This is a genomic window from Chloroflexia bacterium SDU3-3 (assembly GCA_009268125.1).
Classification (GTDB): domain Bacteria; phylum Chloroflexota; class Chloroflexia; order Chloroflexales; family Roseiflexaceae; genus SDU3-3.
Genome location: WBOU01000002.1, coordinates 418,582 through 444,889 on the forward strand (window position 1 = coordinate 418,582; position 26,308 = coordinate 444,889).

Sequence of the window (26,308 nt, forward strand, 5' to 3'; positions counted from 1 at the left end):
TGTGGTGCCATAGGGAAGCCTATCCAATAGCAAGGAACGAGGCCGCCGCCGAGAGCGCATGCTCCGGCGGCGGTTTTTTGCGCTGGTGCTGAGCATAGTGGCCTTGCTATAACTTTTGGGTGTGCAATAGCGTATCACGAGGGAGCGCCGCCCTCCAGGTGGAGGCATGCGCGGCTTGTGGCAGAGCGCAAAAACGCCCGCCGTCGAGAATAGACTCGGCGGCGGGCGCTCTGGCTAGGGGCTAGCGGACGAGGATGGTGGGGAAGTAGATACGGTACTCTTGATCATTCCCTGGCGTCGCCGTGCGAACGTTCACGATCTCCACCTGGCTTCCAGGGGCGTTGTGCATATGCATTACCAGCATCTGTGCCCCGCCGCTCGCCGCCAGCGCGGTGGTGTTTACCGTGCCGCTGATCGTGCTGCTGGGCGTATCGATGAACAGCGGGCGGCCAGAGAGCTTGAGCATGGATATGGGTGCGATAGCCGGGGCCTGGATATCGTAGCTGCTCCAGCCGCTCTCGGGCAGCTGATCGACGATGGCGGTGAACCCGGCCACCGCGCGCAGCCGCGTCTCCACCCGCACGTTGATCGTGCTCTGCCCCGAGGGCACATTGAGCGTCACCATGCCCACCGGCGCAATGATCACCGATGAGTTGAAGGGGGCGGTATCAACATAGGGCGAGTCGTTGGGCGCTGCGGCGGCGTTCACCTGGCCCTCGCCCACCACGTTGCCGATGCTGCCATCCGCGTTCATCTTGTAGAAGCTGAAGCGGAAGGCGTCGGTCGGCTGGCTCTGGCTGTCGGGCCAGGTGGTGTTGATCAGCACATAGTCGGCCACGTCATCCAGGTTCGAGTCGATATAGATGCGGAACTGCATCTCGTTGAGTGTGGATCGCGGGCCTTCGGTCGCAATGCCAAAAAACAGGATGTTTGGCTCACCCCACAGCAGGCTGTCGCTGGTGATACCGAGGTAGCGCAGGTCGGCAGCCTGCTGGGTGCCGGTCAGGATGGGGTTGGCCGGGCTAGTCCCCACGAGCTGGAACGCGCTGGTCAGCGCCATGTGGCGGTTGTTGGTGATGTTCATGGCCGCGTTGCGCGCGCCGGTGTTGGTCTGCGGCAGCGAGAAGCTGGTCGCGCCATAGGGCACCGTCAGCGATCGGCTGCTGACCGAGGTCTCCGACCCGGCGCGCGGTATCACCACGAAGGGCACGCGGATGGCCTCGGCCCCGCCGCCCAGCTGGATGAATCCGCTGTGCTCGGCCACGTAGAAGCGTGGGCGGGTGAGCGTGCTGCCGGTGGTGGTCAGCACGGTGGTGGTGGCCAGATCGGGCGTGAAATCCAGCAGCGCTGGGTCGATGCTGATCGACACCGAGACCGCCGTGGTTCCGCCCGCCGGAATGCTCACCGTGCTGGGCAGGCTGATGCTGACGCCGTTTTCTTGGGCGGCGAGCTGGAGTGTGGTGGTCAGCACCTTGTCGCTGGTGCCGGTGTTGGCAACCGCGATGGTGCGCGTCTCCACCCATGGCTGGCTCAGCACCGGCGCGCCGAAGCTGATCGCGGCATCGCCATCGGCGCTGTTGTAGGCGAACAGGTCGGCGCTGGCCAGCCGCGCCAGGTTGAGCTGCCCCGCGCCCTCAAGCGACGTGGGGTAGGGCGTGCCATTATCCATCAGCACGGGCGTGGCGGTGTTCATCAGGGCGGCCTTCACCTCGGCTGGCCCCCACGTGGGGTGCAGGCCGCGCAGCAGCGCCGCCGCGCCAGCCACCTGGGCCGCGCCCGCCCACGAGGCGCTGGCCTTGGCGCTGCCAGTGCCGCTGCCCATGGCCGCCGAGCTGATATTGATGCTGGGCGCGACCATGTCGGGCTTCAGCGTGGCGTTGCCGCGCTGGATGCCGCGCGTGGTGGTGCTGGGCAGGCCGTACGAGGCCGCCTCGGAGGCCGCGCAGTACTGGCTGCCGCCCACGTGCTGGGCCTGGATGAGCCGGGTCGAGTAGCGCCGCCCGTTGAGCGAGTGCAGTACCGGGCCACGGAACACATCCACCTGGGTCGCGCAGTCGGGCACATCCACCTGCAGCGTTACCGTCTTGCCAGGGCCGATCTCGGCGGTGGCCGAGTCGTACAGCTCCTGGTGGTCGATCACCTCGTCGAATTTGCGGTAGGAAGCGAGGCCGACCTGGAAGGTGCAGGCGGGGGTGTGGTTGCGCAGCACCGCCATATTGTTGCCCACAAACTGCGCGCTGAGCGAGCCGAGGTCGAAGCACGCTGGGTCGGTGTACTCCTCGTCGTCGCCCTGGCTCAGCCGCTGCGGGCTGCCGATCGATGCGCCCACCGCGATCGCGCCGTTGGCGGTGCCGTACGATTGCACCGAGTAGAAGCTGCCGATGCCATCGCCTGCGGCGGTGACGACCACCATGCCCGCCTGGATGGCGCGGGCCACCGCTTGGGCGTCGGGGTCGTCGGGGCTGCCGAAGGGTGTGCTCGACCCGATGATCGCCACATCCAGATGGTCGCTGGTGTCGCCGTCGCGGTTGGGGTCGATCGCCCACTCCAGCGCCTGGGTGGTGAGCGTGGTGGTGGCATTTTCGCCGCACCCGAAGACCTTGAGCGCGTAGAGCGACGCGCTGGGGGCCACGCCCGGCGCGATCTTGAAGTCGCTGTAGTTGACCGAGCTGTTGTAGGGGCCGCCGTAGGTGCCGCCGATGGCGTTCACGCCCTGCCCGGCCACCAGCCCGGCGATGTGCGTGCCGCGCCCGTTGCAGTCGAGCGGGTCGGGGTCGGGGGTGGGGATACTGCTGCTGGCCGTGCCTGCGGCGTTGTAGTCGTCGCCTGCGAAGTCGTAGCCGTCGGCCACCTTGGCGGTCGGGAAGCTGCCTGGCTCGACCACGCTGGGGTTATTGCTCTGATAGGCGCTGGGCGTGCCTGCGCCGCCGAAGTCGCCGTGGGTATAGTCGATGCCGGTATCGATCACGGCCACCCGCACGCCGCTGCCGTCGCTGCTGGGGGCTGTAGCGGTGAGAGAAGAAGAAATAAGTGCAGGGATCTCAGCCGCAGCCTGGGCCTTCGGGGTCATCAGGTGCACATCGGCGACATCGGGCAGCGCGCGCAGCTGCGGGATCTGCTCGGCGGGGGCGGTCACCGCGATGCCGTTGTAGACCAGCTGGGTGCGGAACAGCACCTGCGCGCCCAGCGCCTCGATCGCGGGCAGCAGCTGCTGCTGGGCTGCGTCGATCTGGTCGCGGCCCTCGGACTCGGTGGCGGGGGGCTGGTTGAGCTGGATCATGGCTGCGACTGCGCCGCTGGCGGTGTCGTCGCCCTCGGGGCGCGAGCCATTGCTGGGCGTCACCTCGGTGTAGGGCGGGTCGATAGGCGGGTCAGTCTGGGCGACCGGGGCAGCCTGCGCAAATGGCCCGAAGAGCGTCAGGCTTAGCGTCGCTGCCAGCAGAAACGTGGCGGTTCTTCGCATAGCTCATCCTTGTAGGCACATACAGCGGCCTCTGCATGGCTTCTGGCGGTTGTGTGGTGATAGTGTGTTCCAGAGCTGCCGCACCACAATGCGTGTCTTGGTTTGGAAAGCTGACAGTGCTTGGGTAGGGCATAAAAAGAGCGCTGGCCCCAGCTGGACGGCGCTACAGCAGGCATACTATCCGACGCCTAGATGGGTCATGCCACTATGGGAGCATCGTATCATATGCGTTATGTTCCTACAATAACTCTTTAGTCATACGCAACGGGCGTATATCGTAGGAATCGATCATTTCTATAGCAAAATGAATACAGTTTTGTGAGGGTTGGGCCGCCCTCAAATAGAAGCGGCCCTGGGATTATTTCCCAGGGCCGCCCGCGCGCAAACGCGCTAGATCATCGCCTGCACCATGAGGAACGCCAGGGTGCCGAGGCAGAGGAACGAGCCGTAGGCGATGTACTCGGGCATGTTGGGCCGGCCTGCCCGCCGCATCAGGATGATGCCCGCCGAGTAGATGCCCGCCGCCAGGATGCCGTAGAACAGCGCGGGCATCAGGTTCACGATCCCCACCGTCGCGCCGATAAAGATCGCCAGATACACGTCGCCCAGCCCAAAGGGCGCGGCCTTGCCGGGGAACAGAATGCGCGCCAGCATGAACAGCAGCACGAAGGCGAAGCCCGCGAACAGCGCGCCCACCACCGAGTTCACCACCCCCAGCCCGGGCACCCACGCCGACACCACCACCGCCAGCAGCGCGGGCACCAGGATGAATAGCGTGTAGATCGAGCGGTGCAGCCAGTCGATGGCGGCGGTCAGCAGCAGCACGGCGGCGACAAAGGCCAGGAAGAAGAAGCGGGCACTGAGATCGTAGTGTAGGTAGAAGACCACCAGCGACAGCATCGAGAGCGCGTCGACCAGCGGGTGCACCCAGTGCAGCCGCTTGCCGCAGCAGCGCGCCCTGCCGCGCTGCGCCAGCCAGCCCACCAGCGGCAGCGCCTGCCAGAACTCCAGCGGCTTGCCGCAACGCGTGCAGCGCGGCCACCCGCCCATGTGCTTCTCGCGTGGGATGCGCACCACTAGGATGTTCAGCAGCATGCCCATGGCAAGCCCGAGGATAGCGATCAGTACAGCGGTGACAAGCATAGTGCCTCGCAGGGTGTTGAAGAAGGTGGCTTAGCTCACGGCGCGCAGCATCACCTCGGGCGCAACCTCGACGTTGGTCCAGAGTGTGAAGGCCAGGGCGGCCTGGCGCACCAGCATGGTCAGTCCATCTTGGGTGCGCGCCCCCCTAGCCGCCGCCTCGCGCAGCAGCCGGGTCTGGCGGTAGACCATGTCGTACACCAGGGCGGATGCGGGGATGAGCGCGGCATCCAGCGGGGTCTCGTCGGCCTGCCAGCCCAGCGAGGTTGCGTTCACCACCAGCTCGGCCTCGGCCAGCAGCTCGGGCAGGGCGGGGTCGCCGTAGGTGATGGCGTAGAGCGCGGGGTCGTAGTCGGCGGCGTTAAGCGCGTCGCCCAGCACATCCTCGGCCTTCTCCAGCGTGCGGTTGACCACAGCCACGCTGGCGGCGTGCGCGCCCAGCAGCGCGGCCAGGGCAGCGCGGGCCGCGCCGCTGGCGCCCAGCACCACCGCGCGCCGCCCCGTGGGGTCGAAGCCAGCGTCCTCGCGTAGCGCGGCCAGGAAGGCGGGCACATCGGTGTTGTACCCTGTGAGCGCGCCGCCCGGGCCGCGCACGATCGTGTTGACCGCGCCCACCTGCTCGGCGTCGGGGTGGATGGCATCCAGCAGCGGTAGCACGGCCAGCTTGTGCGGCAGCGTCACGTTTGCGCCGTACATGGCCTCATCGCGCAGCGCGGCCACGCGCTCGGCCAGCTGCTCGGCGGGGGTCTCCCACAGCACATACTGGCCATCGATGGCGGCGTGGGCGAAGGCGGCGGCGTGCAGCTTGGGCGAGAGGCTGTGGCCCAGCGGGAAGCCCAGCAGGGCGGCGGTTTTGGTCGGCATGGCGGCCTACTCCTGGGGCTGGCAGGCCAGGTATTCCTGCTCAAGCTTCTGGAACTCTTCGAACGATGCGGTGAAGCTGTGCGCGCCCTTGTCGGTGCACGAGGCCACGAAGTACAGGTACGGCGCGCTGGTATCGGGCTTGGCCGCCGCCTCAAGCGCGGCGAGGCCGGGCGAGCTGATCGGCCCGGGGGGCAGCCCGGTCTGCACGCGGGTGTTGTAGGGGCTGGTGTTGCCGTTGATCTCGCTCAGCGAGAGGTTGCTGAGGTTGGGCCACCAGTCGCCCTCTTTGCCCAGCGCGTACTGCAGCGTCGGGTCGGCCTGCAGCTTGCCGCCGCCGGTCTCGCCCACGTTCTCGGGCTTCAGGCGGTTCCAGAACACCGAGGCGATCTTGGGCATCTCGTCGGTGCGGGCGGCCTCGCGCTGCACGATCGAGGCCATGGTGACGATCTGGTGGACACTGCTCTGCACCTGCACCGAGGTCTCGAAGCTGGCGTACTTTTGGTCGAAGTTGTCCAGCATGGTGTTGATCACCTGATCGACCGTGGCGGTCTTGCTGAAGCGGTAGGTGTCGGGGAACAGGTAGCCCTCTAGGCTCGCGCCGCTGGGCAGGTCGCGCAGCAGGAAGTGGCGATCCTTGAAGCTCGCGCCGTCGGCGGTGGCCGACAGGAAGGCCTGCGTGTCGATGTTGGCGAAGCCCGCGCCGCCCACCGCCTCGGCGATCTGCTCGCGGCGCATGCCCTCGATAATCGTCAGCTGCACCTCTTCCACGCCCTGGCTCAGCTGCAGCGCCGAGATGATGTTGCTCATCGTCATGGCGTGGTTCAGGTTGTAGGTTCCGGCCTTCAGCTGGCCATCCAGCTCCTGCATGCGCACCAGGGCGGTGAACAACAGCGGCACGCGGATGAGCTTGGCGTCGGCCAGCTTGGTGGCGATGGTGTTGGTCGAGTCGCCCGGCTCGACCACAAACACCACCGGGGCGCTTGAGGCGTCGGATGTGCGGCGCAGCTCGGCCAGCAGGATGTAGCTGGCGGCGCTGATCATCACTGATACGAGGGCGACGCCAAGGAAGATGGCGCGCAATGTCTTCGAGAGAGGTTGTGTCATAAAAAATATCGTTCGCGGCGGGCTGCCTGGGCCGCGCGCATAGCAGGCAGATTAGGGCTGAAGGGTAGGCAGCGGCGTCTCCGCCTCGGTCAGGCGCTGCACATCGGCGGGCGTGGCGGTCGGCGCGCCGGCCTGCTCGATCGGCAGGCTGCCGGTGGGCTTTGAGAGCAGCGTGGCGATCACCCAGCCGGTGCCGTCGGTGCTGTCGATCCGCGAGCTGGCCTTGTAGCGCTGGCCCAGCTGGATGCGGTACCACTTGCTGTCGGATGTGGATGCCAGAAAGACGATGTCGTCGCCAGGGTTGAGGCTGCCGATCTTGTTGGCGTTGCCGCTCTGGCTGTTTGGCTCGGACCGCACGTTGGCGGCCATCAGCACCGTGCCGGTGACCACATCCGACGCATTGGGCGCGGTGGTGGGCAGCGCCGCCGCGCCGGCCTGGGCGGTGGCCTCGGCCTGGGCGGTGGCCTCGGGCGTGGCCTCGGGCGTGCCCGAGGTGTTGGGCGTGGGCGTGGTCGGGGCGAACAGGGCGTTGGTGTCCACCGCGTCGTGGCCGATCCGCGACAGCTCGGTGCGCAGCGTGGTGATCACGCTCACCGCGGCCACCAGGGCCAGCAGCATCAGCACGCAGGCCAGCGCGGTCTTCATCAGCTCGGCGCTGCGGAACAGCACGTTCTGCGAGCGCATCTGGTCGAGCGCGCTGGCGGCGGCGCCGCCGATCGACTCGCCCCAGGTGGTCTTGGCGCGGTCGTCGCGGGCCACGCGCCGCAGATCGAGCATGGCGCGGGCGTCGCCGATCACGGCCAGCGCGCGCACCGCGCCCCAGCGCACGTTGCTGTTGGGGTGGCGCAGCGCCTCGATCAGGGCGCTGGTGGCCCGCCCGTCGCCGATCTGGCCCAGGGCCTCGGCGGCGCGGAAGGCGGTGAGCCACGGCCTGCGCGGGTTGAGCGCCTCGTTCAGCGCGGGCACGGCGGGGTCGCCGATAGCCACCAGATCTTGCACGGCCTGCTGGTGCAGGGGGTGCTCGGGGTCGCCCAGGGCCGCCACCAGGGTGGCGATCCGCTCGCGCAGGGCGGCGTTCTGCCGCTGCTGCGCGGGCTGGGCGGGCTGCTGCTGCGTGCTGTCTAGCTGGCGGGTGGGCCTGCCCCCTGGCTGGGGGAACTGCCCGATCTGGGTCGGCTCGCCGCTGCTGTTCGTGCTGGATGCCTGCTCGACCGGTTGTTCCTGTTCGCTCATAGTCTCTATCGGTATCGAATTGGCCGCGCAGGCTGGGTGGCTGCGCATGGCCGGCGTATTTAGTGTCTCAGTCGCTCGGCGAACAGCCGCTCCACCGCATCCAGGATGGCGGCGGCGGTCTGCTCTTTGGGCTGCTGCGGCAGCGGCTCGCTGTGGTCGCTGGTGATGATCGTGGCGGCGCTCTCGGCGCTGCCGATGCTGGCCACGGCCTCGTTGGCAATGATCATGTCCAGCCCCTTGCGCACCAGCTTCTCGCGCGCGTAGGCCTGGATGTCGCGGGTCTCGGCGGCGAAGCCCACCTTGACCAGGTGCCGCTGGTCGGCGATCCCAGCCAGGATGTCGGGGTTTTTGGCCAGGTGCAGCACCAGCTCGTCGCTCGCGCCCTTCTTGATCTTGTGCTCGGCCACCTCGCTGGCGCGGAAGTCGGCCACGGCGGCGCACATCACCAGCAGATCCGCGCCGGGGATGGCGGCGTGGACGGCCTGCTCCATCTCGCGCGCGGTCTCGACCCGCACCAGTTCGACGCCGTGGGGCGGGTCGATAGTTGCAGGCCCGCTGATCAGAATGACCTTGGCCCCACGGTCGCGGGCTTCGGCGGCGATGGCGTAGCCCTGCCGCCCCGACGAGCGGTTGCCGATAAAGCGCACCGGGTCGATCGGCTCGTAGTTGGCCCCGGCGGTCACCACCACGGTGTTGCCGCGCAGCGAGCCGTCGCGCTGGCCCAGCATGGCGTAGATCTGGCCCGCGATCTCGGCGACCTCGGGCAGCCGCCCCCTGCCCACCATCGGCTCGGCCATGCGCCCGTAGCCCGGCTCCATCACCACCACGCCGCGCCGCCGCAGCAGCGCGATGTTGTCCTGGGTAGCTGGGTTAGCGTACATCTGCACGTTCATGGCTGGGGCCACCAGCACGGGGGCCGGGGTGGCCAGCACGGTGGTCGTCAGCAGGTCGTCGCTGAAGCCAGCCGCCAGCCGCGCGATGGTGTTGGCGGTGGCCGGGGCGATCACCACCAGGTCGGCCTGCTGGCCGAGCGCCACATGGCCCACCACGCCATCCTCGGGCAGCGCCCACATGTCGCTCAGCACGGGCCTGCCGGTGAGCGCCTGGAAGGTGGCCTCGCCAACAAACTGGCGCGCGGCTGCGGTCATGATCACATCCACCTGGATGCCGCCGAGCGTGAGCTTGCGGGCCAGGTCGGCGGCCTTGTAGGCCGCGATGCTGCCGCAGACGCCCAGGATGATCTGTTTTTTGCGCGTGGTGCTCATTCGTGCGGCATTGTAGCATCCTGATGCGGGGGCGTCAATGATGCTGGGGCGGCTGCGCTGGTTTTTTACCACCAAGACACCAAGGCTCCAAGGGGAGAAGGGGACGAATACCACGAAGACGCGAAGGCGCGAAGGGGAGAGGGTGTACAAACCGCCTGCGCCGCAGTATAAACCGCTTGCGCCGCAGTGAAAAACGCCAGCGGCCTAGCCCATCCAGCGAAGGCGCGAGCGCAAGACGGCTGGCCATAATCCAGCCCACAGCGAAGATGCTGCGCAGCGACGACCGCCTTTTTTTCTCCTTGGTATCTTGGAGTCTTGGTGGTAATCGTCCCCCTTTTCTCCGCTTCGTGGCTTCGTGCCCTCGTGGTGAAGAGTCTCGGAGTCGTGGCGGTGAAAAGAATCATGGGATCGGGGCGATACGGTATAATGCCTCCCTGTTGGCACAGCCGGAATGCGCACCGCATAACCAAGGAGAGTCACCCCCATGTCTGCACTTGACACGCTGTTCCAGAGCGATCCGGAGATCGCTGCCCTGATTGACCAGGAGGCGCGACGCCAGCGCGACGGCCTTGAGCTGATCGCCAGCGAGAACTACACCAGCCGCGCCGTGATGGAGGCCCAGGGTTCGATTCTGACCAACAAGTACGCCGAGGGCCTGCCGGGCAAGCGCTACTACGGCGGCTGCGAGTTCGTGGACCAGATCGAGCAGATCGCGATCGACCGCGCCCTGCAGCTGTTCGGCGCGGATGCGGTGAACGTGCAGCCCCACTCGGGGGCGCAGGCCAACATCGCGGTGTTCACCGCGCTGCTCAAGCCGGGCGACACCATCCTGGGCATGCGGCTCGACCAGGGCGGCCACCTGACCCACGGCTCGCCGGTGAACTTCAGCGGCAAGTGGTTCAAGACGGCCTTCTACGGCGTCGACCCGGCCACCGGCCAGATCGACTACGACGAGCTGGCCGCCAAGGCCCGCGAGGTGCGCCCCAACCTGATCACATCCGGCGCGAGCGCCTATCCGCGCATTATCGACTTTCAGCGCATGCGCGCGATCGCCGATGAGGTGGGGGCGCTGCTGATGGCTGACATCGCCCACATCGCGGGGCTGGTGGCGGCTGGCGAGCACCCCTCGCCGGTGGGCGTGGCCCAGATCGTGACGACCACGACCCACAAGACCCTGCGCGGCCCGCGCGGCGGCATCATTCTCTCCGACGCGGCCTACGCCAAGGCGATTAACTCAAGCGTGTTCCCCGGCAACCAGGGCGGCCCGCTGGAGCACGTGATCGCGGGCAAGGCCGTGGCCTTCGCCGAGGCGCTGCGCCCCGAGTTCAAGGCCTACGCCAAGCAGATCCGCGCCAACGCCCAGGCGCTGGCCGCCGGCCTGAAGGCGCGCGGCATCAACTTGATCAGCGGCGGCACCGACAACCACCTCATGCTGGCCGACCTGACCGGCCTGGGCATCACCGGCGTGCAGGCCCAGAACGCGCTGGACCACGCGGGCATCACCACCAACAAGAACGCCATCCCCAACGACCCGCAGCCGCCCACGAAGACCAGCGGCCTGCGCATCGGCTCGCCCGCCGTCACCACGCGCGGCATGAAGGAGGCCGAGATGGCCCGGATCGCCGACTGGATCGCGGATGTGCTGTCCGACATCGGCGACACCGAGAAGCAGGCCCGGATCGCCGCCGAGGTGCGCGAGCTGTGCGCTGGCTTCCCGGTGCCCGGCCACGAGGCGTACGCCGAGGCGGTGTAGCTGCGGCGGCGGCCCCGCCGCAACCACAGCGGCGGGGCCGCCCCACGAGGGGAGCAAGTGATGATACGCGATCTGCGAATCGCCGTGATCGGCGCGGGCGTGATGGGCGAGGCCCTGATCGGCGGGCTGCTGAAGAAGCAGCTGGTGGACCCCGCGCAGGTGCTGGCCACCGAGCCGCGCGCCGAGCGCCGCGCCGAGCTGGAGGCGCGCTACCCCGGCCTGCGCGCCATCGACGACAACCTGGAGGCGGCGCGCTGGGCGCAGGTGGTGCTGTTCGCCGTGAAGCCGCAGACCCTGCCCAAGGTGCTGGCCGAGCTGCGCGGCCAGCTGCGCGAGGACGCCCTGGCGATCTCGATCGTGGCGGGCGCTGCGATCAGCCAGTTCACCCAGGGCCTCGACCACCACGCGGTGGTGCGATCGATGCCCAACACCCCCGCCCAGATCGGCGAGGGCATGACGGTGTGGACTTCCTCGGCGGATGTGAGCGAGGAGCAGCGCGGCTGGGCCAGCGTGATCCTGGGCGCGGCGGGCAAAGAGCAGTACGTGGGCGACGAGACCTACCTGGACATGTCGACCGCGCTGAACGGCACCGGCCCGGCCTACATTTTCATGATGCTGGAGGCGATGGTGGATGCGGGGGTGCACATGGGCCTGCCGCGCTACCTGGCCGACGAGCTGGTGAAGCAGACCATGCTGGGCAGCGTGCGCTACGCTATCGAGACGGGCGCGCACGCCGCCGAGCTGCGTAACGCTGTCACCTCGCCGGGCGGCACCACCGCCGCCGCCATGTACGAGCTGGAGAAGGGCGGCCTGCGCACGGTGCTCTCCGATGCGATCTGGGCGGCCTACCGCCGCTCGGTCGAGCTGGGCAGGCCCAAGTAGGCGGTCGCTTTGCTTGGCAACATGAAGCGGGGCAGGATCGATGATGATCCTGCCCCGCCTTGTTGTGCCCGCCGCTACGGGCGGGTCAGGCCCAGCCGCATCACGGCGGCGTCGCCACGGTTGTTGGCCCAGTAGATGCTGTCGCCATCCACCGCCAGGCTGCCCGGGCTATCCTGCCCCAGCTCCAGCAGCTCCGGCGTGCCGCCCGAGGTGGGGATGCGCCACACCTCGCCATTGGCGGTGGCCCAGTAGATGTGGTCGCCGCCGGTGGCCAGCGCCTGCACCCAGGTGGGCGAGGTCGCGATGGTCACGGCCTCGCCGCCGCTGGCGGGCAGGGCCACCACGGCGCTGCCACCGGTGCCCAGCAGGGTGGCCACGTACACTCGGCCATCCTCTACCACGATCCGGTTGGGCAGGTTGTTGTGCAGCTTGCCCAGCAGCACCTGGTCGCCACCGCGCTTGCTGGCGCGGTACACGCCCTCCTGGCCCAGCCAGTAGACGTGCTCGGCATCCAGCGCGACGTTGGTGTTCAGCATGATATCGTTGCCGATGGTGATGATCTGGCCGCCCTGCTTCGAGATCTCGTGCAGGGTGCCGTCGAGCGTGACAAAGTAGAGGTTCGACTCGTCGGCGGCCAGCTCGTTCACGTTGCTCAGGCCATCCAGCGTGGCGATCGGCGCTATCTCGCTGCGGTCGAGGTTGCCGCGCATGATGCGGTTGCCGCTGGTCCAGAACACGTTCTTGCCATCGACCGCAAGGCCTGCGATGCCCTCGGCGGCGCTGGCGTAGATCTCGGGCGCGCCGCCCGCCTTGGCCAGGCGGTAGATGCTGTTGCCGCCCTCGGATGTCAGCCAGTACACCACGTTCTCATCAAACACCAGGTTGCGCGGCGAGGCCTGCCCGGTGGCGAAGGCTGTGGGTGTGTAGGCGCTAGCCGCGAGGTCGGCGGCCAGCCGCCCCTGCGTCACCCCGCCGCCGCCCAGCGGCATCTCCAGCCGCGCCCGCTCGAAGTACTGGGCGATCACCGGCGTGCCGCTGCTGTTCAGCTCGTAGCGCGGCTCGGTGATCGGCATGCCCAGCAGGGCCAGGCTGCGCCCGTAGGCATCCAGCTTGGGGTCGGCCAGGCCGTGGCTCTCCCAGTAGCTGCGGAAGCCGGTGCGCGTGCCATTCGGCGCGTTCTCCACGCCCTGCGCGGTGTCGCACAGCGTGTGGCCGGTGGCCTCGAACAGCAGGCAGCCCTCGGGGGCCTGTGCCACGCGCGGCAGGGTCTGCCAGTAGACGCCTCGGTTCACCAGCGCGTCGTTGCCGATCAGGCTCAGCTGCACGTCGTAGGGGGCCGGGGTGCCCGCGTGCAGCTCGAAGCGGGCGCGCTCGAACAGCTGGGTGGGGTAGACATTCACCGTATCGGGGTCGCGGATGTCCTGCTGTGGCCCGATCGGGTAGCCGAAGACGGGCAGTCCGCCGTTCATCTTCCAGTATTCATAGAACCGCCCGCTGACGCACTGGCCGGTCTCGGGGAAGCACTGCTGGCTGGCGCCCTGCGCCGCCGCATCGCTCGCCCCCATGGTCCCAGCCGCCAGCGCGGCTGCCAGCAGGCCGCTGCTCCACTTCCACATACCATCCTCCTATCGATCGATGGCGTCGCACGCGCTGGTGCGCTCCACCGCTCCTCGACAAGCTACACTTGGCCTAACATCGGGGTTTTCTTAGGCCGCTCTTCCTACAGCAAGGTCTGGACCGCAGGCGAGTGACCGATGCGTTGAGGCTTTTTCACCACCAAGACTCCAAGACACCAAGGAGCATGATGAACCACGAAGCCACGAAGACGCGAAGGGAACGGAGGGATTCAGGGGAGATTATCTCACCTTTTCCATGCGGCGAAGGTGCTGCTCACGCATCCTGACCCTATTGCGTGGTTCCTAGGGGCAGGCCCCTAGGCGCCGCCCGCGTAGGGCATCCACCCACCGACCAAACACCGGCGCTAACAACGAAGGCGCCCCCTGGCCGAATCAGCGGCAGCGCACTTTTTTCCAAAAAGCCAGAGAAAGTGACACCATGTGCGGGCTAGCCCCTAGTTGCCGCTTGCGCAGAGCATCCACCCAGTGAATAAGCGGGACCGCCATCGCTCGCGGCGCGCCAACACCGTACCTTCGTTTGATCACAAAACTCGATGGATTGGCCATACAGCTCGTCCACTCGACGGCCAAACTCGTCGGATGGAGCATTCAACGTGTTTGCGCGACAGCCAATCGGGTCTCTCTCGTATCCCGATAGCGCATGGGCACCCCCGCCGCCCAGCGCCAAAAAGGAGGGTGGTATACTAGCGATCACATACATAAACGACACAGATAAGGAAACGGTCTATGACTGAGACGGTAGATACCCTGCTCATCCACGCCACCATCGTGACGATGGACCCCGGCGGCAACGTGTTTCAGGATGGCGCGCTGGCCATTCGCGGGCGCGATATTGTGGCCGTCGGCGCGACCGACGCCATCGCCGCGCGCTACGCCGCCAGCGAGACCATCGACTGCGCGGGGTGCGCGGTCATCCCCGGCCTGATTAACGGCCACGCCCACATCCCCATGAGCCTGCTGCGCGGCCTGGTCTCCGACCAGCAGCTGGACGTGTGGCTGTTCGGCTACATGTTCCCGGTCGAGAGCCGCTTTGTGACGCCCGAGTTCGTCTACACTGGCTCCATGCTCTCCTGCGCCGAGATGATCCGCAGCGGCACCACCACCTTTGTCGACATGTACTACTTCGAGGACGAGGTGGCCCGCGCCGCCGATGAGAGCGGCATGCGCGCGATCTGCGGCCAGACCGTGATGCGCCTGCCCACCCCCGATGCGGCCTCGTTCGATGAGGGCCTGGAGCGCGTCCAGCGCTTTGTGGAGCAGTGGCACGGCCACGACCGCGTGATCCCCACCGTTGCGCCCCATGCGCCCTACACCTGCACCGACGAGATCTACCGCGAGGCGGCCCGGATCTGCCAGCAGTACGACGTGCCCATGACGACCCACCTCTCCGAGACCGCCCACGAGGTGGAGGAGAGCCAGGATCAGCGCGAGGTGACGCCCATCCGCTACGCCAAGCGCGTGGGCGCGTTCGATGTGAAGTGTATCGCCGCCCACTGTGTGCACGCCACCAAGGACGACATCCGCCTGCTGCGCGAGCAGCGTGTGGGCGTGGTGCCCTGCCCCACATCCAACCTGAAGCTGGCCAGCGGCATCGCGCCCATCCGCCAGTTCATCAACGAGGGCGTGAACACCGGCCTGGGCACCGACGGCCCGGCCTCGAACGACGACCAGGACATGCTCACCGAGGTGCACCTGGCCGCCCTGCTGCCCAAGGGTGTGAGCGGCGACCCCACGGCGGTGCCCGCCCGCGAGGCGCTGGCGCTGGCCACATCCAGCGGCGCTCGCGCCATTCACATGGATCACCTGATCGGCTCGCTGGAGCCGGGCAAGCGCGCCGACCTGGTGGTGATCGAGCTGGGCAAGCTGCACAGCTCGCCGCGCTACCAGTACGCCCCCGACGCTATCTACTCGCAGCTGGTCTACAGCGCCCACTCCAGCGATGTGCGCGACACCATGGTGAACGGGCGCTGGCTGATGCGCGACCGCACCATGCTCACTGTGGATGAGGCGCACGTGCTTGGCGAGGCCCAGCGCGTGGCCGATATGGTGAATGTGTTTCTGGCCCAGCGCGAGTCGAACGTGCTCGACAAGATCCTGGCCATCGGCGGCGTGCAGCAGGACGAGATCTTCGAGGTGCAGCTCAAGGCCCAGATCGCCCAATCCGACGCCGACCGCATCGCCGCGCTGCTCGAAGACCCGCGCATCCAGATCACCAAGACCAGCGAGCGCGACCAGTACGACACCTACTTCCTCTGGGCCGACGCCACCAAGGGCCGCGTGCGCATCCGCGAGGATCACCGCCGCGACCCGCAGGCCCGCGTCGAGCCGAAGTACACCATCACGCTCACCGCGCCCGAGCTGCGCGATGTCTACTCCGACTCGGTGCTGCTCAGCCGCGCTCGCTACACCGCTAGCGCCGACCGCACGCTGCGCTTCTACCGCGAGTACTTCCAGCCCGACCGCGTGGTGGAGGTGGAGAAGCACCGCCGCCGCTGGCGGTTCATCTACCAGGGCCAGGATTTCGCGCTGAACATCGACACGCTCGATGGGCGGCCTAGCCCCTACCTGGAGATCAAGAGCCGCACCTGGAGCCGCCGCGACGCCCAGGCCAAGATCGACCTGATCGGCGAGCTGCTCAAGCTGTTTGGCGTGCCCGAGCAGGCCCTGATCACCCAGGAGTATGTGGACATGTAGTCATTTGCGCCCAGGTGATGGCCGATACACGCGTCGGCCATCATCTGGGTGTCGGTCTATGACTTTAGCATGTCGGTCTATGACTTTAGCATGCCGGTCTGTGACTTTGACGTGTCGGTCTATGATGAATAGAGCGAAGAATATCATATGATAGCGCTATTGTATTCCTATCATATACTCGTACCGCATCGCCAGGAGACATAATGCCAGCGCAGAGGCTCTACCTGATCGGGATGACGGGAAACATCGCCTGCGGCAAAAGCACCGTGCTGGCCGAGCTAGCGCGGCGCGGCGCAGCCGTGATCGATGCCGACCGCGTGACGCACGACCTGCAGCAGCCGGGCCAGCCGGTCTACCAGCAGATCGTGGCCGCCTTCGGGCCGCAGGTGGCCACCGCGCCGGGTGGGCCGCTCGACCGCAAGCGGCTGGCCAGCGTGGTGTTCAGCGACGCCGAGGCCCTGCGGCGGCTGGAGGCGATCGTGCACCCCGCCGTGCGGGCCACGGTGTTCGGCTGGCTGGAGGAGGTGGCGCGGGCGGGGCTGGCCCGCGTGGCTGTGGTGGATGCGATCAAGCTGCTGGAGGCGGGCTGGAAGGCGCGTTGCGACGCGATCTGGGTCGTCACATGCACGCCCGAGCAGCAGGCCCAGCGCCTGATCGCCACGCGCGGCATGTCGCCCGAGGAGGCCCGCATGCGCATCGAGGCCCAGCCGCCCCAGGCCGATAAGGTGGCCCAGGCCGATGTGGTGATCGACAACAGCGGCCCGCTGGATGCCACCTTGGCCCAGATCGACCGCGCCTGGGAGAACCTGGGAACGTAACCACGAAGACACGAAGGGTTTGAGAACGGGGACCGGAACCACCAAGACTCCAAGACACCAAGGTTTTGAAGAAGTGATGGCCATAAGAAAGGGATGAAGCAAGTGATGCTTCATCCCTATTATTTTGAGAAATCTCCAAAATGGAGGTTTACCTGAATCTCCGGATCTTGGAGTCTTGGAGTCTTCGTGGTTAATCAGGGTCTTGGTGGTTCATCCGAATCTCCGGATCTTCGCGTCTTCGTGGTTAATCAGCCCCTTCGCGGCGAGCAAGCTGCTGGTACAGCTGCTCGTGCTGCTGGGCGATGTGCTCCCACGAGAACTGTGCGGCCAGCTGCCGCCCGCCCTCGGCCAGCCGCGCCCGCAGCGCGGGGTCGCCTGCCAAGCGCAGGATGGCCTGGGCCAGCGGGGCGGGTTGGTCGGGCGGCACCAGCAGGGCGCTCTCGCCCTCGACCAGTGGGCGCAGCGCGCCGCCCGCCGCCTGGGGCGCGGTCGTCACCACCGGCGCGCCGTGGGCCAGCGCCGCCAGCAGGCTGCCGCGCCGGAAGCTCGCGCCGTCGGCGAATGGCAGCGCGGCCATGTCGGCGGCACGCAGGTGCGCGGCCACCTCGTGCTCGGGCAGCTGCCCGGTGATCTGCACGCGCCCGCCCAGGCCCAGCGCGGCGATCCTCGCCCGCACCTCGGCGGCGTAGGCCACATCCTGCGGCGCGCTGGCCTCGCCCCCGATCACCAGCAGGCGGATGTGGGGCGGCAGCAGGGCCAGCGCCTCTACCAGCGTGTCCACGCCCTTGCTGCGCCCCATCAGCCCGAAGTAGGCCACCAGCACCTCGTCGTCGGCCAGGCCAAGCTGCCGCCGCCAGGCCTCGCGCTCGTAGCCATCCGGCAGCGCCGTGGGGATATTCGAGCCGATGGGGATGAGCGCGGCGGGCCTGCGGGGCGGCGGGCGGTAGCGCTGGGCCTGGGCCAGGTCGGCCTCGTTGGTCAGGATGGCCGCGTCGGCGTCGGCGATCAGGCGGCGGGTGACGTAGCGGCGCAGCGGCCCGGCCTTGGGGAAGAGGTACGGCTCCAGCAGATCGTGGGCGGTGACAAGCGTGGGCGGGGCCTGGGGCGTGCGGCGCAGCCGCCAGGGCAGGAAGTTGATGGCCGGGTGCATGCCGTAGGCCCCGGTCTGGTACTGGATATGCAGCGCGTCGGGGCGGGTCTGGGCTAGCGCCTGGGCCACGCAGCGCCAGCTGGGCCAGCCCCACCCGCCCGCGCAGGGCAGCGCCAGCAGTGGCTCGCCCGCTAGGCCCTGCACCACAAAGCGCTGCCCCACAATCGTCCAGATCGTGACCGCGTGGCCGCGCGCCGCGAGCGCCGTGCCGAGCTGGCGGGTGTAGTCGCCAATACCACCGGCTGTAGGCGGATACTCGGCGCTGAGAAGGGCTAGGTGCATGTGCAATCGTTTTGTCATGTCGGGCGGAAAAGCGCCGTGCTAGTATACCATCTGTCAGCGGGTCTCTCGCGATCCGCAATCCGGCTTCCCGCTGGCGTACGATCAAAGACGGAGGCAACGTCCCCATGCATTGGCCCCTATCGCGCCGACTCAGACGGCAGATAAGCTGGACGCCGCTCGAGCTGAGCACCCTGGCCCTCTCGCTCCTGCTGATGGCATCGGCGGGCGCAGAGATCTACCGCTGGGTGAACCCGCCCGTGGCTCCCGCTGCTGCCCGCTCGCAGGAGTTGGCCACCGAGACCCCCGCCGCATCCCCGACCGATGTGGCCCCTACGGCCACGCCCACATCCACACCCGCGCCGCCCACGTCTACGCCCATGCCGCCCACGGCCACCGCTGGGCTGCCTACCGCCACGCTCGCGCAGGCCACGGCCACCGCTGGGCTGCCCACTGCCACACCCGCGCCCGAGCAGGCTACGCCCGCGCCCAGCCCGGCCCAGGCCGAGCCGCCCACCGCCATACCCACGGCCACCGCTGGCCCGCTGGAGACCGTGGTGGTCGACCCGCCGCTCACCATCTCGCAGCTGCCCACGGTCGCCTCGGTCGCGCCGGGCGGGCAGTTCAGCTATGTTGTGCATGTGGTCTCGACCAGCCATCAGCAGCGCAGCATCCGCATGCAGATGCTGCTCGACGAGCAGATGGATGTGGTCGAGGTCAGCTCGTCGGTGGGCAGCTGCCAGAACGGCACGCCGGTGGTCTGCGTGATCACTGCGCAGCTTGGCCAGCCCGCGCGCATCCAGGTCGATGTGCGCGTGCACAGCGATGCGGCGCTGGGCAGCAGCCTTTCGGCGCGCACCATCGCCGAGGACGACGAGCGGGTGACCGCCGCCGCCGACCCGGCCTACGTATACCTGGATATCGTGGGCAATACCCACCAGAGCAACGGCGTGGATCAGGCCATCGCCACCCCCCAGGCCCAGTTTATCGTCGAGACCCACACCCCCACCGCCCAGCCCGATGCTGGCGCTGGCGTCACGCGCGCGGCCAGCACCGCCAGGCCTACCTCTACCGCCACGGCTAGCCCCACCGCCAGCCCAGCGCCCACCGCCGCCGCGCTGGCCAGCGACGAGGCCGCTGCCACGCCGCCGCTGCCGCCCACCTTGGGGCCATCCACGCCCAGCGGCGGCGGCGACCCGATCGATCCCACTGTTGCCAGCCCCATGCTGCCGGACACCGGGGCCGCGCTGCCTGCGCTGGGCATCGGCCTTGGCCTGTTTGGCATCGCCCTCACCGTCCACAGCGCGCGGCGCATCCGCCGCGCCGATGGCGAGCTGACCGACCGTGGCGCGGAGATCGGCCAGCTCAGCCCGCTGATCGACGACGTGGTGGGCCAGCAGCACGCCACGGTCGCGGAGATCCGGCGCATGCAGAAGGACAGCGACGAGATGCTGGCCATGCTGCGTGGAAAAAAGGCCTAGCGCTCTCTCACAAGGGCGGCGACCGTATCTTGGAGCGGCGTGTGATCTTGCTGATCATACGCCGCTTGCGCTTTGGCGACCTCGCCCAGGTGCCCGTAGGCCCACTCGCAGATGGCCTGGATCGGGCCGAGCAGGCTCTCGCCCAGCGGCGTGAGCGAGTATTCCACCATGGGCGGCACCACCGGGTGCACCACGCGCCGGATCAGGCCGTCGCGCTCCATCGCGCGGAGCGTCTGGGTCAGCATCTTTTTCGAGATGCCATCGATCCGCCGGAGCAGCTGCGAGAAGCGCATGGCTCCATCCCCCAGCGCGTAGAACACAAGCATCGTCCACTGATCTGCGATCAGTCTGAGCACCTGTCGCGAGTGGCATTCAGATTGAAAGATGTCGGGCTGTTGCTGCTTGGTTTCCATAGGTTACTTTTTGGTACCTTCTTCTCAAAACATAGCTTACAGTCTATAGTGGCATTATCATACATCCGCTAGGCGTTGCCTACCTGCGCGAGCATGATCTTGGCAGCGACCGCGAGACCACAGGAGAGAGAAGAATGCCCAGCAGAGAAAGTGTCCAGATCCGCTCGGCCCTGCTTGCCGAGAAGAACGCCCCGTTTGCCGAGCTATCGCTGGCCGAGCGCCGCGCCGGGTTCGAGGGCATGGTCGAGCGACATGTTGGCCAGCCCATCCCGCTGCCCGAGGGCACCCACGTGCAGCCGGTCGACGCGGGCGGCATCCCCGCCGAGTGGGTCGTGCCACCGCATCACAGCGCCGAGAGCGTGCTGCTCTACCTGCATGGCGGCGGCTATATCCTGGGGTCGCCTCGGTCGCACCGCGATCTGGTCGCGCGCCTGAGCCTCGCCGCTGGGGTGCGCAGCCTGCTGATCGACTACCGCCTTGCGCCGGAGCACCCCTTCCCAGCGGCGGTGGAGGATGCGCTGGCCGCCTACCGCTGGCTGCTGGGAGCGGGGGTGCGCCCCGAGCAGATCGTGGTGGGCGGCGACTCGGCGGGCGGCGGGCTGAGCCTGGCGCTGCTGCTAGCGCTTCGCCAGGAGGGCCTGCCTATGCCCGCTGGGGCCGCCCTGATCTCGCCGTGGACCGATCTTCCCGGCGAGCTGCCGAGCCGCGCCGCCAAGGGCGATGCCGACCCGATCTTCACCAGCGAGGCGCTGGAGGGGCTTGGCAAGGCCTACCCCGGCGCGACCGACCCGCGCCACCCGCAGATCTCGCCCATCCACGCCGATCTGCGCGGCCTGCCTGCCCTGGCCATCCAGGTGGGCGAGGATGAGCTGCTGCTGGATGATTCGCTGGTGCTGGCCGAGCACGCCCGTGCCGCCGATCTGGCGGTGGAGCTGTCGGTGTGGCCGGATATGTGGCACGTGTTCCAGATCTACGCCGCCGCTGTCCCCGAGGCGCAGCGCGCCATCGAGGAGCTTGCCAGCTTCATCCGGCGGCGGCTGGGGCTGGGCGAGGCCGTCGTCGGCTAGCGCGAGCATATTCAGGACGACATAAAAACGGGCTGCGCTCTTTTCAATAAGAGCGCAGCCCGTTTGTGTTTGCCGCGCGCTACTTGCTGCGCCCCAGCAGCCCCTCGGTGATGGCGCGGATGTGGCGGAGCGCCGCGCTCTCGCCGCCCACCGCATCCAGGGCGGCCAGCGCCTGGCGGTGGTGGTGGGCCGCCACGCCCTCGGTGTAGCCCCTGGCCCCCGCCTGATCGAGGATGGCCAGCGCGCGCAGCACCTCGACCTCGCTCAGCTCGGGGCGGGCGTAGAGCGCCGCTAGCTCCTCGCGGGCGTCGGCGGTGGCCAGCGCGCGGATGATGGGCAGCGAGAGCTTGCGGCGGTAGATATCGGCGGCCAGGGGCTTGCCAGTCTGCTCGGGCAGGCCCCAGATCCCCAGCACATCGTCCTGGATCTGGAAGGCTAGCCCCAGGTGCTCGCCGAAGTCGAACAGGCTCTTGGCCGCCTGCGCGTCGGCCCCGCCGATGATCGCGCCCAGCCCCGCCGCCGCCGCGATCAGGGCCGCCGTCTTGCGGCTGATCATGGCCAAATAGTCGCCCTCGGTGATGCTGCGGTTGCCCTCGAAGCTGATGTCGAGGAACTGGCCCTCGCAGATTGTCAGGATGGTCTCGTCGAAGCGGCGCAGCACCTCCAGCACCACCTCGGCGGGCACGCCGTTGGCCGCCAGCCGATGCACCGCCAGGTGGGCCACCACGAACATGCCGTCGCCGGTGTTGATGCCCTGGGCCAGGCCCCAGAGCTTCCACACGGTCGGCCTGCCGCGCCGCGTGTCGCTGTTGTCCTCGATGTCGTCGTGGATGAGCGTGAAGTCGTGCAGCAGCTGGATGCCAGCCGCCAGCGGCAGGGCTTTGGCCGCGCTGCCGCCCACCGCCTCGCAGGCCAGCATGGCCAGCTGGGGCCGCAGCAGCTTGCCGGGGTCGCAGCTGGCCTCGCCCAGCTGCTCATCGCGCCAGCCAAGCTGGTAGTGCTGCATGTGGTAGAACTGCGCCACCCGATCCTCGGCGAGGGGGAATGCTGCGCGCATTGCATCTTGAATGGGTATGCGAGGGTCTGCTGTTGTCATCGTTCATCCTACTACAAGCGATAGATGGGGGTTTGGGTGGCCTGAGAGCCACGGTGCTTGCGACGGTATCCTACAAAGAGCATACCACAGTTTGTCATAGAGCTGATATATCCGGGGTATGTGATTCGATCGTACCTTTGATGATCCTTGTGCGGTGATTGAGCACACGATGCCGGTAGCCTGTGGCGGGTGCAGTGCGCTGATGTTGCGACGGCGGCTATGGCAAGAGAGGGGTGGACATAACGTGCGAGCGGCGAGGCGATTGGCGCGGTCAGGCGTCGGTATGGCGCGTAGTAATCTTCCAGTAATCTTATGTAACCACGCAGTAATCCAAAACGCTTGTTGCGTGCGTCCCTGGCTAGTACACTACACGTGCGGATCGCGAACACAGGAACTTTGCCCAGTAGCACGGTTTACGAACAAACAGGCGTTAGGTAAGTTAATGGATCTCGCTGGTCGGCGATCTCCGCGAGTGGATGACACGACCGGCACACACGCTATCTGAAAGGAGTCCACTCCCATGCCGCTCAACATGCGCTTTCGCTTCAGCCCCTCCAAGGATGGCCTTGTCAAGGTTCTTGGCCCACTCGAGACCGACATCATGCAGATCGTGTGGCAGGATGAGCGCAGCACGGTCAAGAAGGTGCACCGCAAGCTCTCGCAGCAGCGCGATATCGCCTACACCACGGTGATGACCACCATGAGCCGCCTGTCCGAGAAGGGCGTGCTTTACCGCCACCGCGAGGGCCTGGCCTATGTCTACACCCCCGCGATCTCCGAGGATGACTTTGTCACCATGGTGGTGCAGCAGGTGCTCGATGGCCTGATGGAGGACTACAGCGAGACCGCGATCGACTACATGATCGACTACCTGGCCCGCAGCAACCCCAACGAGCTGCGCCGGCTCCAGCGCCTGCTTCAGACCCGCGTCGCCGCCTGAATGGCGAGCGAAGCTGAGGCGAAGCCTGCAGCCGATCGCGATGCGTAGCGATGCCCCTGCAGCACTCGATGGCCCGACCACCGAGCGCTGCAGGGGCATTGCTATGCCAGCTTCAGGGTCGGCTCGTCCACATGCACGATCTCGCCCCACAGGTCGTACTCGGTGGGCTTGGTGACGCGCACCGTCACAAAGCTGCCCACGGGGGCGCTGCCCCACGCGAACACCTGGCCATCTACCTCGGGCGCATCGCGGAACGAGCGCCCCACCACCACCGGCTCGCCCTTGTCGGTGCTGCCAGCGCCCTCCACCAGCATGGCGATCTCGCGGCCCGCCCAGCGCGCGTTGCGCTGGATGGAGACGCCCTGCTGCAGCTGCATCACCTGGTGCCAGCGCCGCTCGATGGTGTTCGGGCGCACATGGTCGGGCAGGGTGGCGGCGTGGGTGCCTGGCTCATCCGAGAAGCGGAACACGCCCACGCGGTCGAGCTGGGTCTCCTCCAAGAAGTCGAGCAGCGACTGCAGCTCCTCGCGCGTCTCGCCGGGGAAGCCGACGATGAAGGTCGAGCGGATGGCGAAGTCGGGCATGGCGGCGCGCAGGTCGCGGATGATGCCCCTGGTGCGGTCGGTGTCCGGCGGGCGGCGCATGCGGCGCAGCATGTCGGGGTGGGCGTGCTGCAGCGGCATGTCCAGGTACTTGCAGATCTGCGGGCGCGCGGCCATGGTCTCGATCAGGCGCTCGGTGATGCCGTGCGGGTAGGCGTACATCAGGCGGATCCAGGTGCTCTCGGGCACCACCTGGCACAGCTCATCCAGCAGGGTGGCCAGGCCATCCTTCAGCTTCAGGTCGCGGCCATAGTCGGTCAGGTGCTGGGCCACCAGCACGATCTCGCGCACGCCCTGGGCCACCAGCTCCTGGGCCTCGCCCAGGATGGCCCCCATGGATTTGGAGCGCATGTCGCCCTTGAACGAGGGGATGGTGCAGAACGCGCAGCGCAGGTTGCAGCCGTCGGAGATCTTCAGGTAGGCCGAGGGGCCGCCCACGTGCCGCCGGATGGGCGTGGTGCGCCAGTCGGCGTAGTCGCCGGGCACCAGCAGGCTTTCGGCGTGGGCCAGCGGCGGCTCGGGCGCGGGCTGGGGCGCGGGTGCGCTGGCCAGGCCCAGCGGGATGAAGTCGACCATGCCGGTGCGACCGGCGGTGGGCTTTTTGGTGCCCACCACGTCGCCGATCTTCATCCACTCGCGGGTGCCGAGCACGGCATCCACGCCGGGGATCGCGCCCACCATGTCGCCGTGGCTCTCGGCCATGCAGCCAGCGGCGATCAGCTTCTGGCCGGCGCGCTTCTCGCTGGCCATGCCGCGCAGCACCTGTACGGTCTCGTCGCGGGCGGCGGCGATGAACGAGCAGGTGTTGACGATCACGATATCGGCGTCGGCGCTGGTCTCGACTGGGGTGTGGCCCTGGGAGGATAGGATGCCGCCCATGCCCTCGCTATCGACGCTATTTTTGGGGCAGCCAAGGGTGATAATGTGAAATTTCATCGGTAGTTGTTGAATTGCAGCGGCACGGCGAACTCATCTTGCCGTTCGCGCAGCAGGTGAATAACAGATTGAAGCTCATCCTTGCTCTTGCTGGCCACGCGCAGCGAGTCGCCCTGGATGCGCGCCTGGACCTTGGGCGCGTGCTCGCGGATGAGCTTCTGGAGCTTCTTGGCCAGATCGTCGGGGATGCCCTGCTGGAGCTTGGCCACCTGGCGGGCGCGCGGCCCGCTGACCTCTTCCACCACGCCGAAGTCGAAGATCTTCACCGAGAGGTTGCGGCGTATGGCCTTGGTGAGCAGGATATCGCGCACCGCCGTCAGATGCATGTCCGACTCGGTGGTGATGGTCAGCGAGGTGTCATCTAGGTCGATGGTGGTCTTGCTATCTTTGAGGTCGTAGCGGGTGGAGATCTCGCGCCGGGCCTGGTCAACGGCGTTGATCAGCTCCTGGCGGTCGAACTCGGACACGACATCGAAGCTACTTTCTGCAGGCATAGTTCCTCATTTCTCTTTTGTATTATGCCATATCTGCGGCGAAAATAGTGCGAGGATGGCCGAAGCTCGGCCATCCTCAGTGGTATACGCCTCTGTCGGTGCGGTCGGTCTACTGTGGCGGCCACGCGAAGTCGAACACCTGGCCCTCGCTGCCCAGCGGCCCCTGCTCGACGCCGTTGATGGTGACGTAGACCACCCCGGCGTTGCCGGCCCGCACCCGCACGCTGTTCTGCGCGCTGAAGTCGCGGATGGTGCTGGCGCTCAGCGCGCCCTCGTAGATCACCTTGCGGTCGGTGGTGATCCGGATCCACGAGCCCTTGTGGTCGCCGGGGGCGATCCGCACCGACCCGACGATCGGGGCGCTCTGCGCCTGCGCGGTGGGCGTGGGGGTGCTGATCGCGCCGCCCGCCACCTGCTGGTCGGGCGGGGTGGCTGCGGGCGTGGTGGGCTGGCTGGCCACGGCGGGCTGATCCGACGCTGCGGTGGTGGGCACGCTGCCCCAGGTGGGCAGCGGCTCGGGCGTGGGGGCCACGGTGGGCACGTCGCCGGTGGCCAGCTGCGACCCGCCGCCGGTGCTGGTCAGGTTCATCACCAGGTAGAGAATGCATACGAAGGCGATCACCACGAAGAACACGCCGAAGAAGCTGGGCACAAACAGGCCGCGGATCTTGGGCGTGGATGTGGTGGCGACAACCTTGATCGGGTCGGTGCTGCCCCGATCGACACGATAGAGCTCGATGAGTTCCTCGGCGCCCATGCCGAGATACCCGGCATAGTTGCGGATAAAGCCCCGCGCGTAGACATCGCCAGGGAGGTGCTGGTAGTCGCCGTCCTCCAGCGCCACGATGTAGCGCGGTAGGATGCGCGTTTCGGCAGATGCCTGCGCCACGGAGATGCCTTGCGCCTCGCGTGCAGCACGCAGCCGCTCGCCGAGTTGACTCATGGTGCTACTCTCTCGCTAAGAAGTTCATCGTATACGTTCGTATGCCGTGAGATT

At 67.5% G+C, this 26,308-nt stretch carries 20 protein-coding genes; 7 read left to right on the top strand and 13 right to left on the bottom strand.

Translation table 11 applies throughout. The features are described from left to right. Nucleotides 1-241: 241 nt before the first annotated feature. The 6 genes from F8S13_04540 to coaBC all read right to left on the bottom strand — a co-directional run bounded on the left by F8S13_04540 (nucleotide 242) and on the right by coaBC (nucleotide 9,069). A complete protein-coding gene (locus tag F8S13_04540; protein ID KAB8145100.1) occupies nucleotides 242-3,463 on the bottom strand; it encodes a S8 family serine peptidase in 3,222 nt (1,073 codons plus the stop codon). Between the two features lie 390 nt (nucleotides 3,464-3,853). Further along, the gene (locus F8S13_04545) at nucleotides 3,854-4,606 is read right to left on the bottom strand and encodes a prepilin peptidase (GenBank protein ID KAB8145101.1); all 753 of its coding nucleotides are present in this window, start codon (nucleotides 4,604-4,606) and stop codon (nucleotides 3,854-3,856) included. Between the two features lie 30 nt (nucleotides 4,607-4,636). Beyond that, a complete protein-coding gene (aroE, locus tag F8S13_04550) occupies nucleotides 4,637-5,467 on the bottom strand; it encodes a shikimate dehydrogenase (GenBank protein ID KAB8145102.1) in 831 nt (276 codons plus the stop codon). A gap of 6 nt (nucleotides 5,468-5,473) precedes the next feature. Further along, nucleotides 5,474-6,571 carry an endolytic transglycosylase MltG gene (gene mltG / locus F8S13_04555; GenBank protein KAB8145103.1) on the bottom strand — a complete coding sequence of 366 codons (1,098 nt, stop codon included), beginning with the start codon at nucleotides 6,569-6,571 and terminating at the stop codon, nucleotides 5,474-5,476. Nucleotides 6,572-6,622: 51 nt separating this feature from the next. Then, nucleotides 6,623-7,852 carry an SH3 domain-containing protein gene (locus F8S13_04560; GenBank protein KAB8145104.1) on the bottom strand — a complete coding sequence of 410 codons (1,230 nt, stop codon included), beginning with the start codon at nucleotides 7,850-7,852 and terminating at the stop codon, nucleotides 6,623-6,625. A gap of 11 nt (nucleotides 7,853-7,863) precedes the next feature. Beyond that, nucleotides 7,864-9,069: a bifunctional phosphopantothenoylcysteine decarboxylase/phosphopantothenate--cysteine ligase CoaBC gene (gene coaBC, locus F8S13_04565; protein ID KAB8145105.1), complete on the bottom strand. Its 1,206-nt coding sequence runs from the start codon at nucleotides 9,067-9,069 to the stop codon at nucleotides 7,864-7,866. Between the two features lie 484 nt (nucleotides 9,070-9,553). Between coaBC and F8S13_04570 the strand changes: the two genes are divergently transcribed. Together F8S13_04570 and F8S13_04575 are read left to right on the top strand one after the other, a co-directional pair. Continuing rightward, nucleotides 9,554-10,822, top strand: a complete 1,269-nt coding sequence (locus F8S13_04570) for a serine hydroxymethyltransferase (protein ID KAB8145106.1) — start codon at nucleotides 9,554-9,556, stop codon at nucleotides 10,820-10,822. Nucleotides 10,823-10,882: 60 nt separating this feature from the next. Further along, on the top strand, nucleotides 10,883-11,704 hold the full coding sequence (locus F8S13_04575; protein ID KAB8145107.1) for a pyrroline-5-carboxylate reductase: 822 nt from the start codon (nucleotides 10,883-10,885) through the stop codon (nucleotides 11,702-11,704). A 74-nt stretch (nucleotides 11,705-11,778) separates the two neighbouring features. Here the strand turns inward: F8S13_04575 and F8S13_04580 are convergent, their stop codons facing one another. Then, nucleotides 11,779-13,320, bottom strand: a complete 1,542-nt coding sequence (locus tag F8S13_04580; GenBank protein KAB8145108.1) for a hypothetical protein — start codon at nucleotides 13,318-13,320, stop codon at nucleotides 11,779-11,781. Nucleotides 13,321-14,067: 747 nt separating this feature from the next. Between F8S13_04580 and F8S13_04585 the strand changes: the two genes are divergently transcribed. Together F8S13_04585 and F8S13_04590 are read left to right on the top strand one after the other, a co-directional pair. Continuing rightward, entirely contained in the window at nucleotides 14,068-16,035 is a 1,968-nt protein-coding gene (locus tag F8S13_04585; protein KAB8145109.1) for an amidohydrolase family protein, read from the top strand. A 203-nt stretch (nucleotides 16,036-16,238) separates the two neighbouring features. After that, nucleotides 16,239-16,853, top strand: a complete 615-nt coding sequence (locus F8S13_04590) for a dephospho-CoA kinase (protein ID KAB8145110.1) — start codon at nucleotides 16,239-16,241, stop codon at nucleotides 16,851-16,853. Nucleotides 16,854-17,097: 244 nt separating this feature from the next. Here the strand turns inward: F8S13_04590 and F8S13_04595 are convergent, their stop codons facing one another. Then, nucleotides 17,098-18,285 (bottom strand): glycosyltransferase, encoded by a 1,188-nt coding sequence (locus tag F8S13_04595; GenBank protein ID KAB8145111.1) that lies wholly within the window; start codon nucleotides 18,283-18,285, stop codon nucleotides 17,098-17,100. A 125-nt stretch (nucleotides 18,286-18,410) separates the two neighbouring features. Between F8S13_04595 and F8S13_04600 the strand changes: the two genes are divergently transcribed. After that, on the top strand, nucleotides 18,411-19,763 hold the full coding sequence (locus F8S13_04600; GenBank protein ID KAB8145112.1) for a hypothetical protein: 1,353 nt from the start codon (nucleotides 18,411-18,413) through the stop codon (nucleotides 19,761-19,763). On the opposite strand, the gene F8S13_04605 is transcribed toward F8S13_04600, so the two are convergent. After that, the gene (locus F8S13_04605) at nucleotides 19,760-20,176 is read right to left on the bottom strand and encodes a helix-turn-helix transcriptional regulator (protein KAB8145113.1); all 417 of its coding nucleotides are present in this window, start codon (nucleotides 20,174-20,176) and stop codon (nucleotides 19,760-19,762) included. The two genes, F8S13_04600 and F8S13_04605, sit on opposite strands and share 4 nt — an antisense overlap. Before the next feature lie 134 nt (nucleotides 20,177-20,310). Here F8S13_04605 and F8S13_04610 point away from each other — a divergent pair, with 134 nt between their 5' ends. Then, nucleotides 20,311-21,243, top strand: coding sequence for an alpha/beta hydrolase (locus F8S13_04610; GenBank protein ID KAB8145114.1), 933 nt, complete (start codon nucleotides 20,311-20,313; stop codon nucleotides 21,241-21,243). A 79-nt stretch (nucleotides 21,244-21,322) separates the two neighbouring features. Here the strand turns inward: F8S13_04610 and F8S13_04615 are convergent, their stop codons facing one another. After that, entirely contained in the window at nucleotides 21,323-22,339 is a 1,017-nt protein-coding gene (locus F8S13_04615; protein ID KAB8145115.1) for a polyprenyl synthetase family protein, read from the bottom strand. 520 nt (nucleotides 22,340-22,859) lie between these two features. Between F8S13_04615 and F8S13_04620 the strand changes: the two genes are divergently transcribed. Then, a complete protein-coding gene (locus F8S13_04620) occupies nucleotides 22,860-23,279 on the top strand; it encodes a BlaI/MecI/CopY family transcriptional regulator (GenBank protein ID KAB8145116.1) in 420 nt (139 codons plus the stop codon). A 101-nt stretch (nucleotides 23,280-23,380) separates the two neighbouring features. On the opposite strand, the gene rimO is transcribed toward F8S13_04620, so the two are convergent. The 3 genes from rimO to F8S13_04635 form a co-directional block, all read right to left on the bottom strand. After that, on the bottom strand, nucleotides 23,381-24,817 hold the full coding sequence (gene rimO, locus F8S13_04625) for a 30S ribosomal protein S12 methylthiotransferase RimO (protein ID KAB8145117.1): 1,437 nt from the start codon (nucleotides 24,815-24,817) through the stop codon (nucleotides 23,381-23,383). Next, nucleotides 24,814-25,311, bottom strand: coding sequence for a YajQ family cyclic di-GMP-binding protein (locus F8S13_04630; GenBank protein KAB8145118.1), 498 nt, complete (start codon nucleotides 25,309-25,311; stop codon nucleotides 24,814-24,816). The genes rimO and F8S13_04630 overlap by 4 nt, the downstream gene beginning before the upstream one ends. A gap of 109 nt (nucleotides 25,312-25,420) precedes the next feature. Continuing rightward, on the bottom strand, nucleotides 25,421-26,254 hold the full coding sequence (locus F8S13_04635; GenBank protein ID KAB8145119.1) for a helix-turn-helix domain-containing protein: 834 nt from the start codon (nucleotides 26,252-26,254) through the stop codon (nucleotides 25,421-25,423). Nucleotides 26,255-26,308 lie beyond the last annotated feature (54 nt).

Bases quoted from the DNA above. Each gene is read 5' to 3' on its own strand.
- F8S13_04540 (KAB8145100.1), bottom strand. From the start codon at position 3,463: ATGCGAAGAACCGCCACGTTTCTGCTGGCAGCGACGCTAAGCCTGACG.
- F8S13_04545 (KAB8145101.1), bottom strand. From the start codon at position 4,606: ATGCTTGTCACCGCTGTACTGATCGCTATCCTCGGGCTTGCCATGGGC.
- aroE (KAB8145102.1), bottom strand. From the start codon at position 5,467: ATGCCGACCAAAACCGCCGCCCTGCTGGGCTTCCCGCTGGGCCACAGC.
- mltG (KAB8145103.1), bottom strand. From the start codon at position 6,571: ATGACACAACCTCTCTCGAAGACATTGCGCGCCATCTTCCTTGGCGTC.
- F8S13_04560 (KAB8145104.1), bottom strand. From the start codon at position 7,852: ATGCGCAGCCACCCAGCCTGCGCGGCCAATTCGATACCGATAGAGACT.
- coaBC (KAB8145105.1), bottom strand. From the start codon at position 9,069: ATGAGCACCACGCGCAAAAAACAGATCATCCTGGGCGTCTGCGGCAGC.
- F8S13_04570 (KAB8145106.1), top strand. From the start codon at position 9,554: ATGTCTGCACTTGACACGCTGTTCCAGAGCGATCCGGAGATCGCTGCC.
- F8S13_04575 (KAB8145107.1), top strand. From the start codon at position 10,883: ATGATACGCGATCTGCGAATCGCCGTGATCGGCGCGGGCGTGATGGGC.
- F8S13_04580 (KAB8145108.1), bottom strand. From the start codon at position 13,320: ATGTGGAAGTGGAGCAGCGGCCTGCTGGCAGCCGCGCTGGCGGCTGGG.
- F8S13_04585 (KAB8145109.1), top strand. From the start codon at position 14,068: ATGACTGAGACGGTAGATACCCTGCTCATCCACGCCACCATCGTGACG.
- F8S13_04590 (KAB8145110.1), top strand. From the start codon at position 16,239: ATGCCAGCGCAGAGGCTCTACCTGATCGGGATGACGGGAAACATCGCC.
- F8S13_04595 (KAB8145111.1), bottom strand. From the start codon at position 18,285: ATGCACCTAGCCCTTCTCAGCGCCGAGTATCCGCCTACAGCCGGTGGT.
- F8S13_04600 (KAB8145112.1), top strand. From the start codon at position 18,411: ATGCATTGGCCCCTATCGCGCCGACTCAGACGGCAGATAAGCTGGACG.
- F8S13_04605 (KAB8145113.1), bottom strand. From the start codon at position 20,176: ATGGAAACCAAGCAGCAACAGCCCGACATCTTTCAATCTGAATGCCAC.
- F8S13_04610 (KAB8145114.1), top strand. From the start codon at position 20,311: ATGCCCAGCAGAGAAAGTGTCCAGATCCGCTCGGCCCTGCTTGCCGAG.
- F8S13_04615 (KAB8145115.1), bottom strand. From the start codon at position 22,339: ATGACAACAGCAGACCCTCGCATACCCATTCAAGATGCAATGCGCGCA.
- F8S13_04620 (KAB8145116.1), top strand. From the start codon at position 22,860: ATGCCGCTCAACATGCGCTTTCGCTTCAGCCCCTCCAAGGATGGCCTT.
- rimO (KAB8145117.1), bottom strand. From the start codon at position 24,817: ATGAAATTTCACATTATCACCCTTGGCTGCCCCAAAAATAGCGTCGAT.
- F8S13_04630 (KAB8145118.1), bottom strand. From the start codon at position 25,311: ATGCCTGCAGAAAGTAGCTTCGATGTCGTGTCCGAGTTCGACCGCCAG.
- F8S13_04635 (KAB8145119.1), bottom strand. From the start codon at position 26,254: ATGAGTCAACTCGGCGAGCGGCTGCGTGCTGCACGCGAGGCGCAAGGC.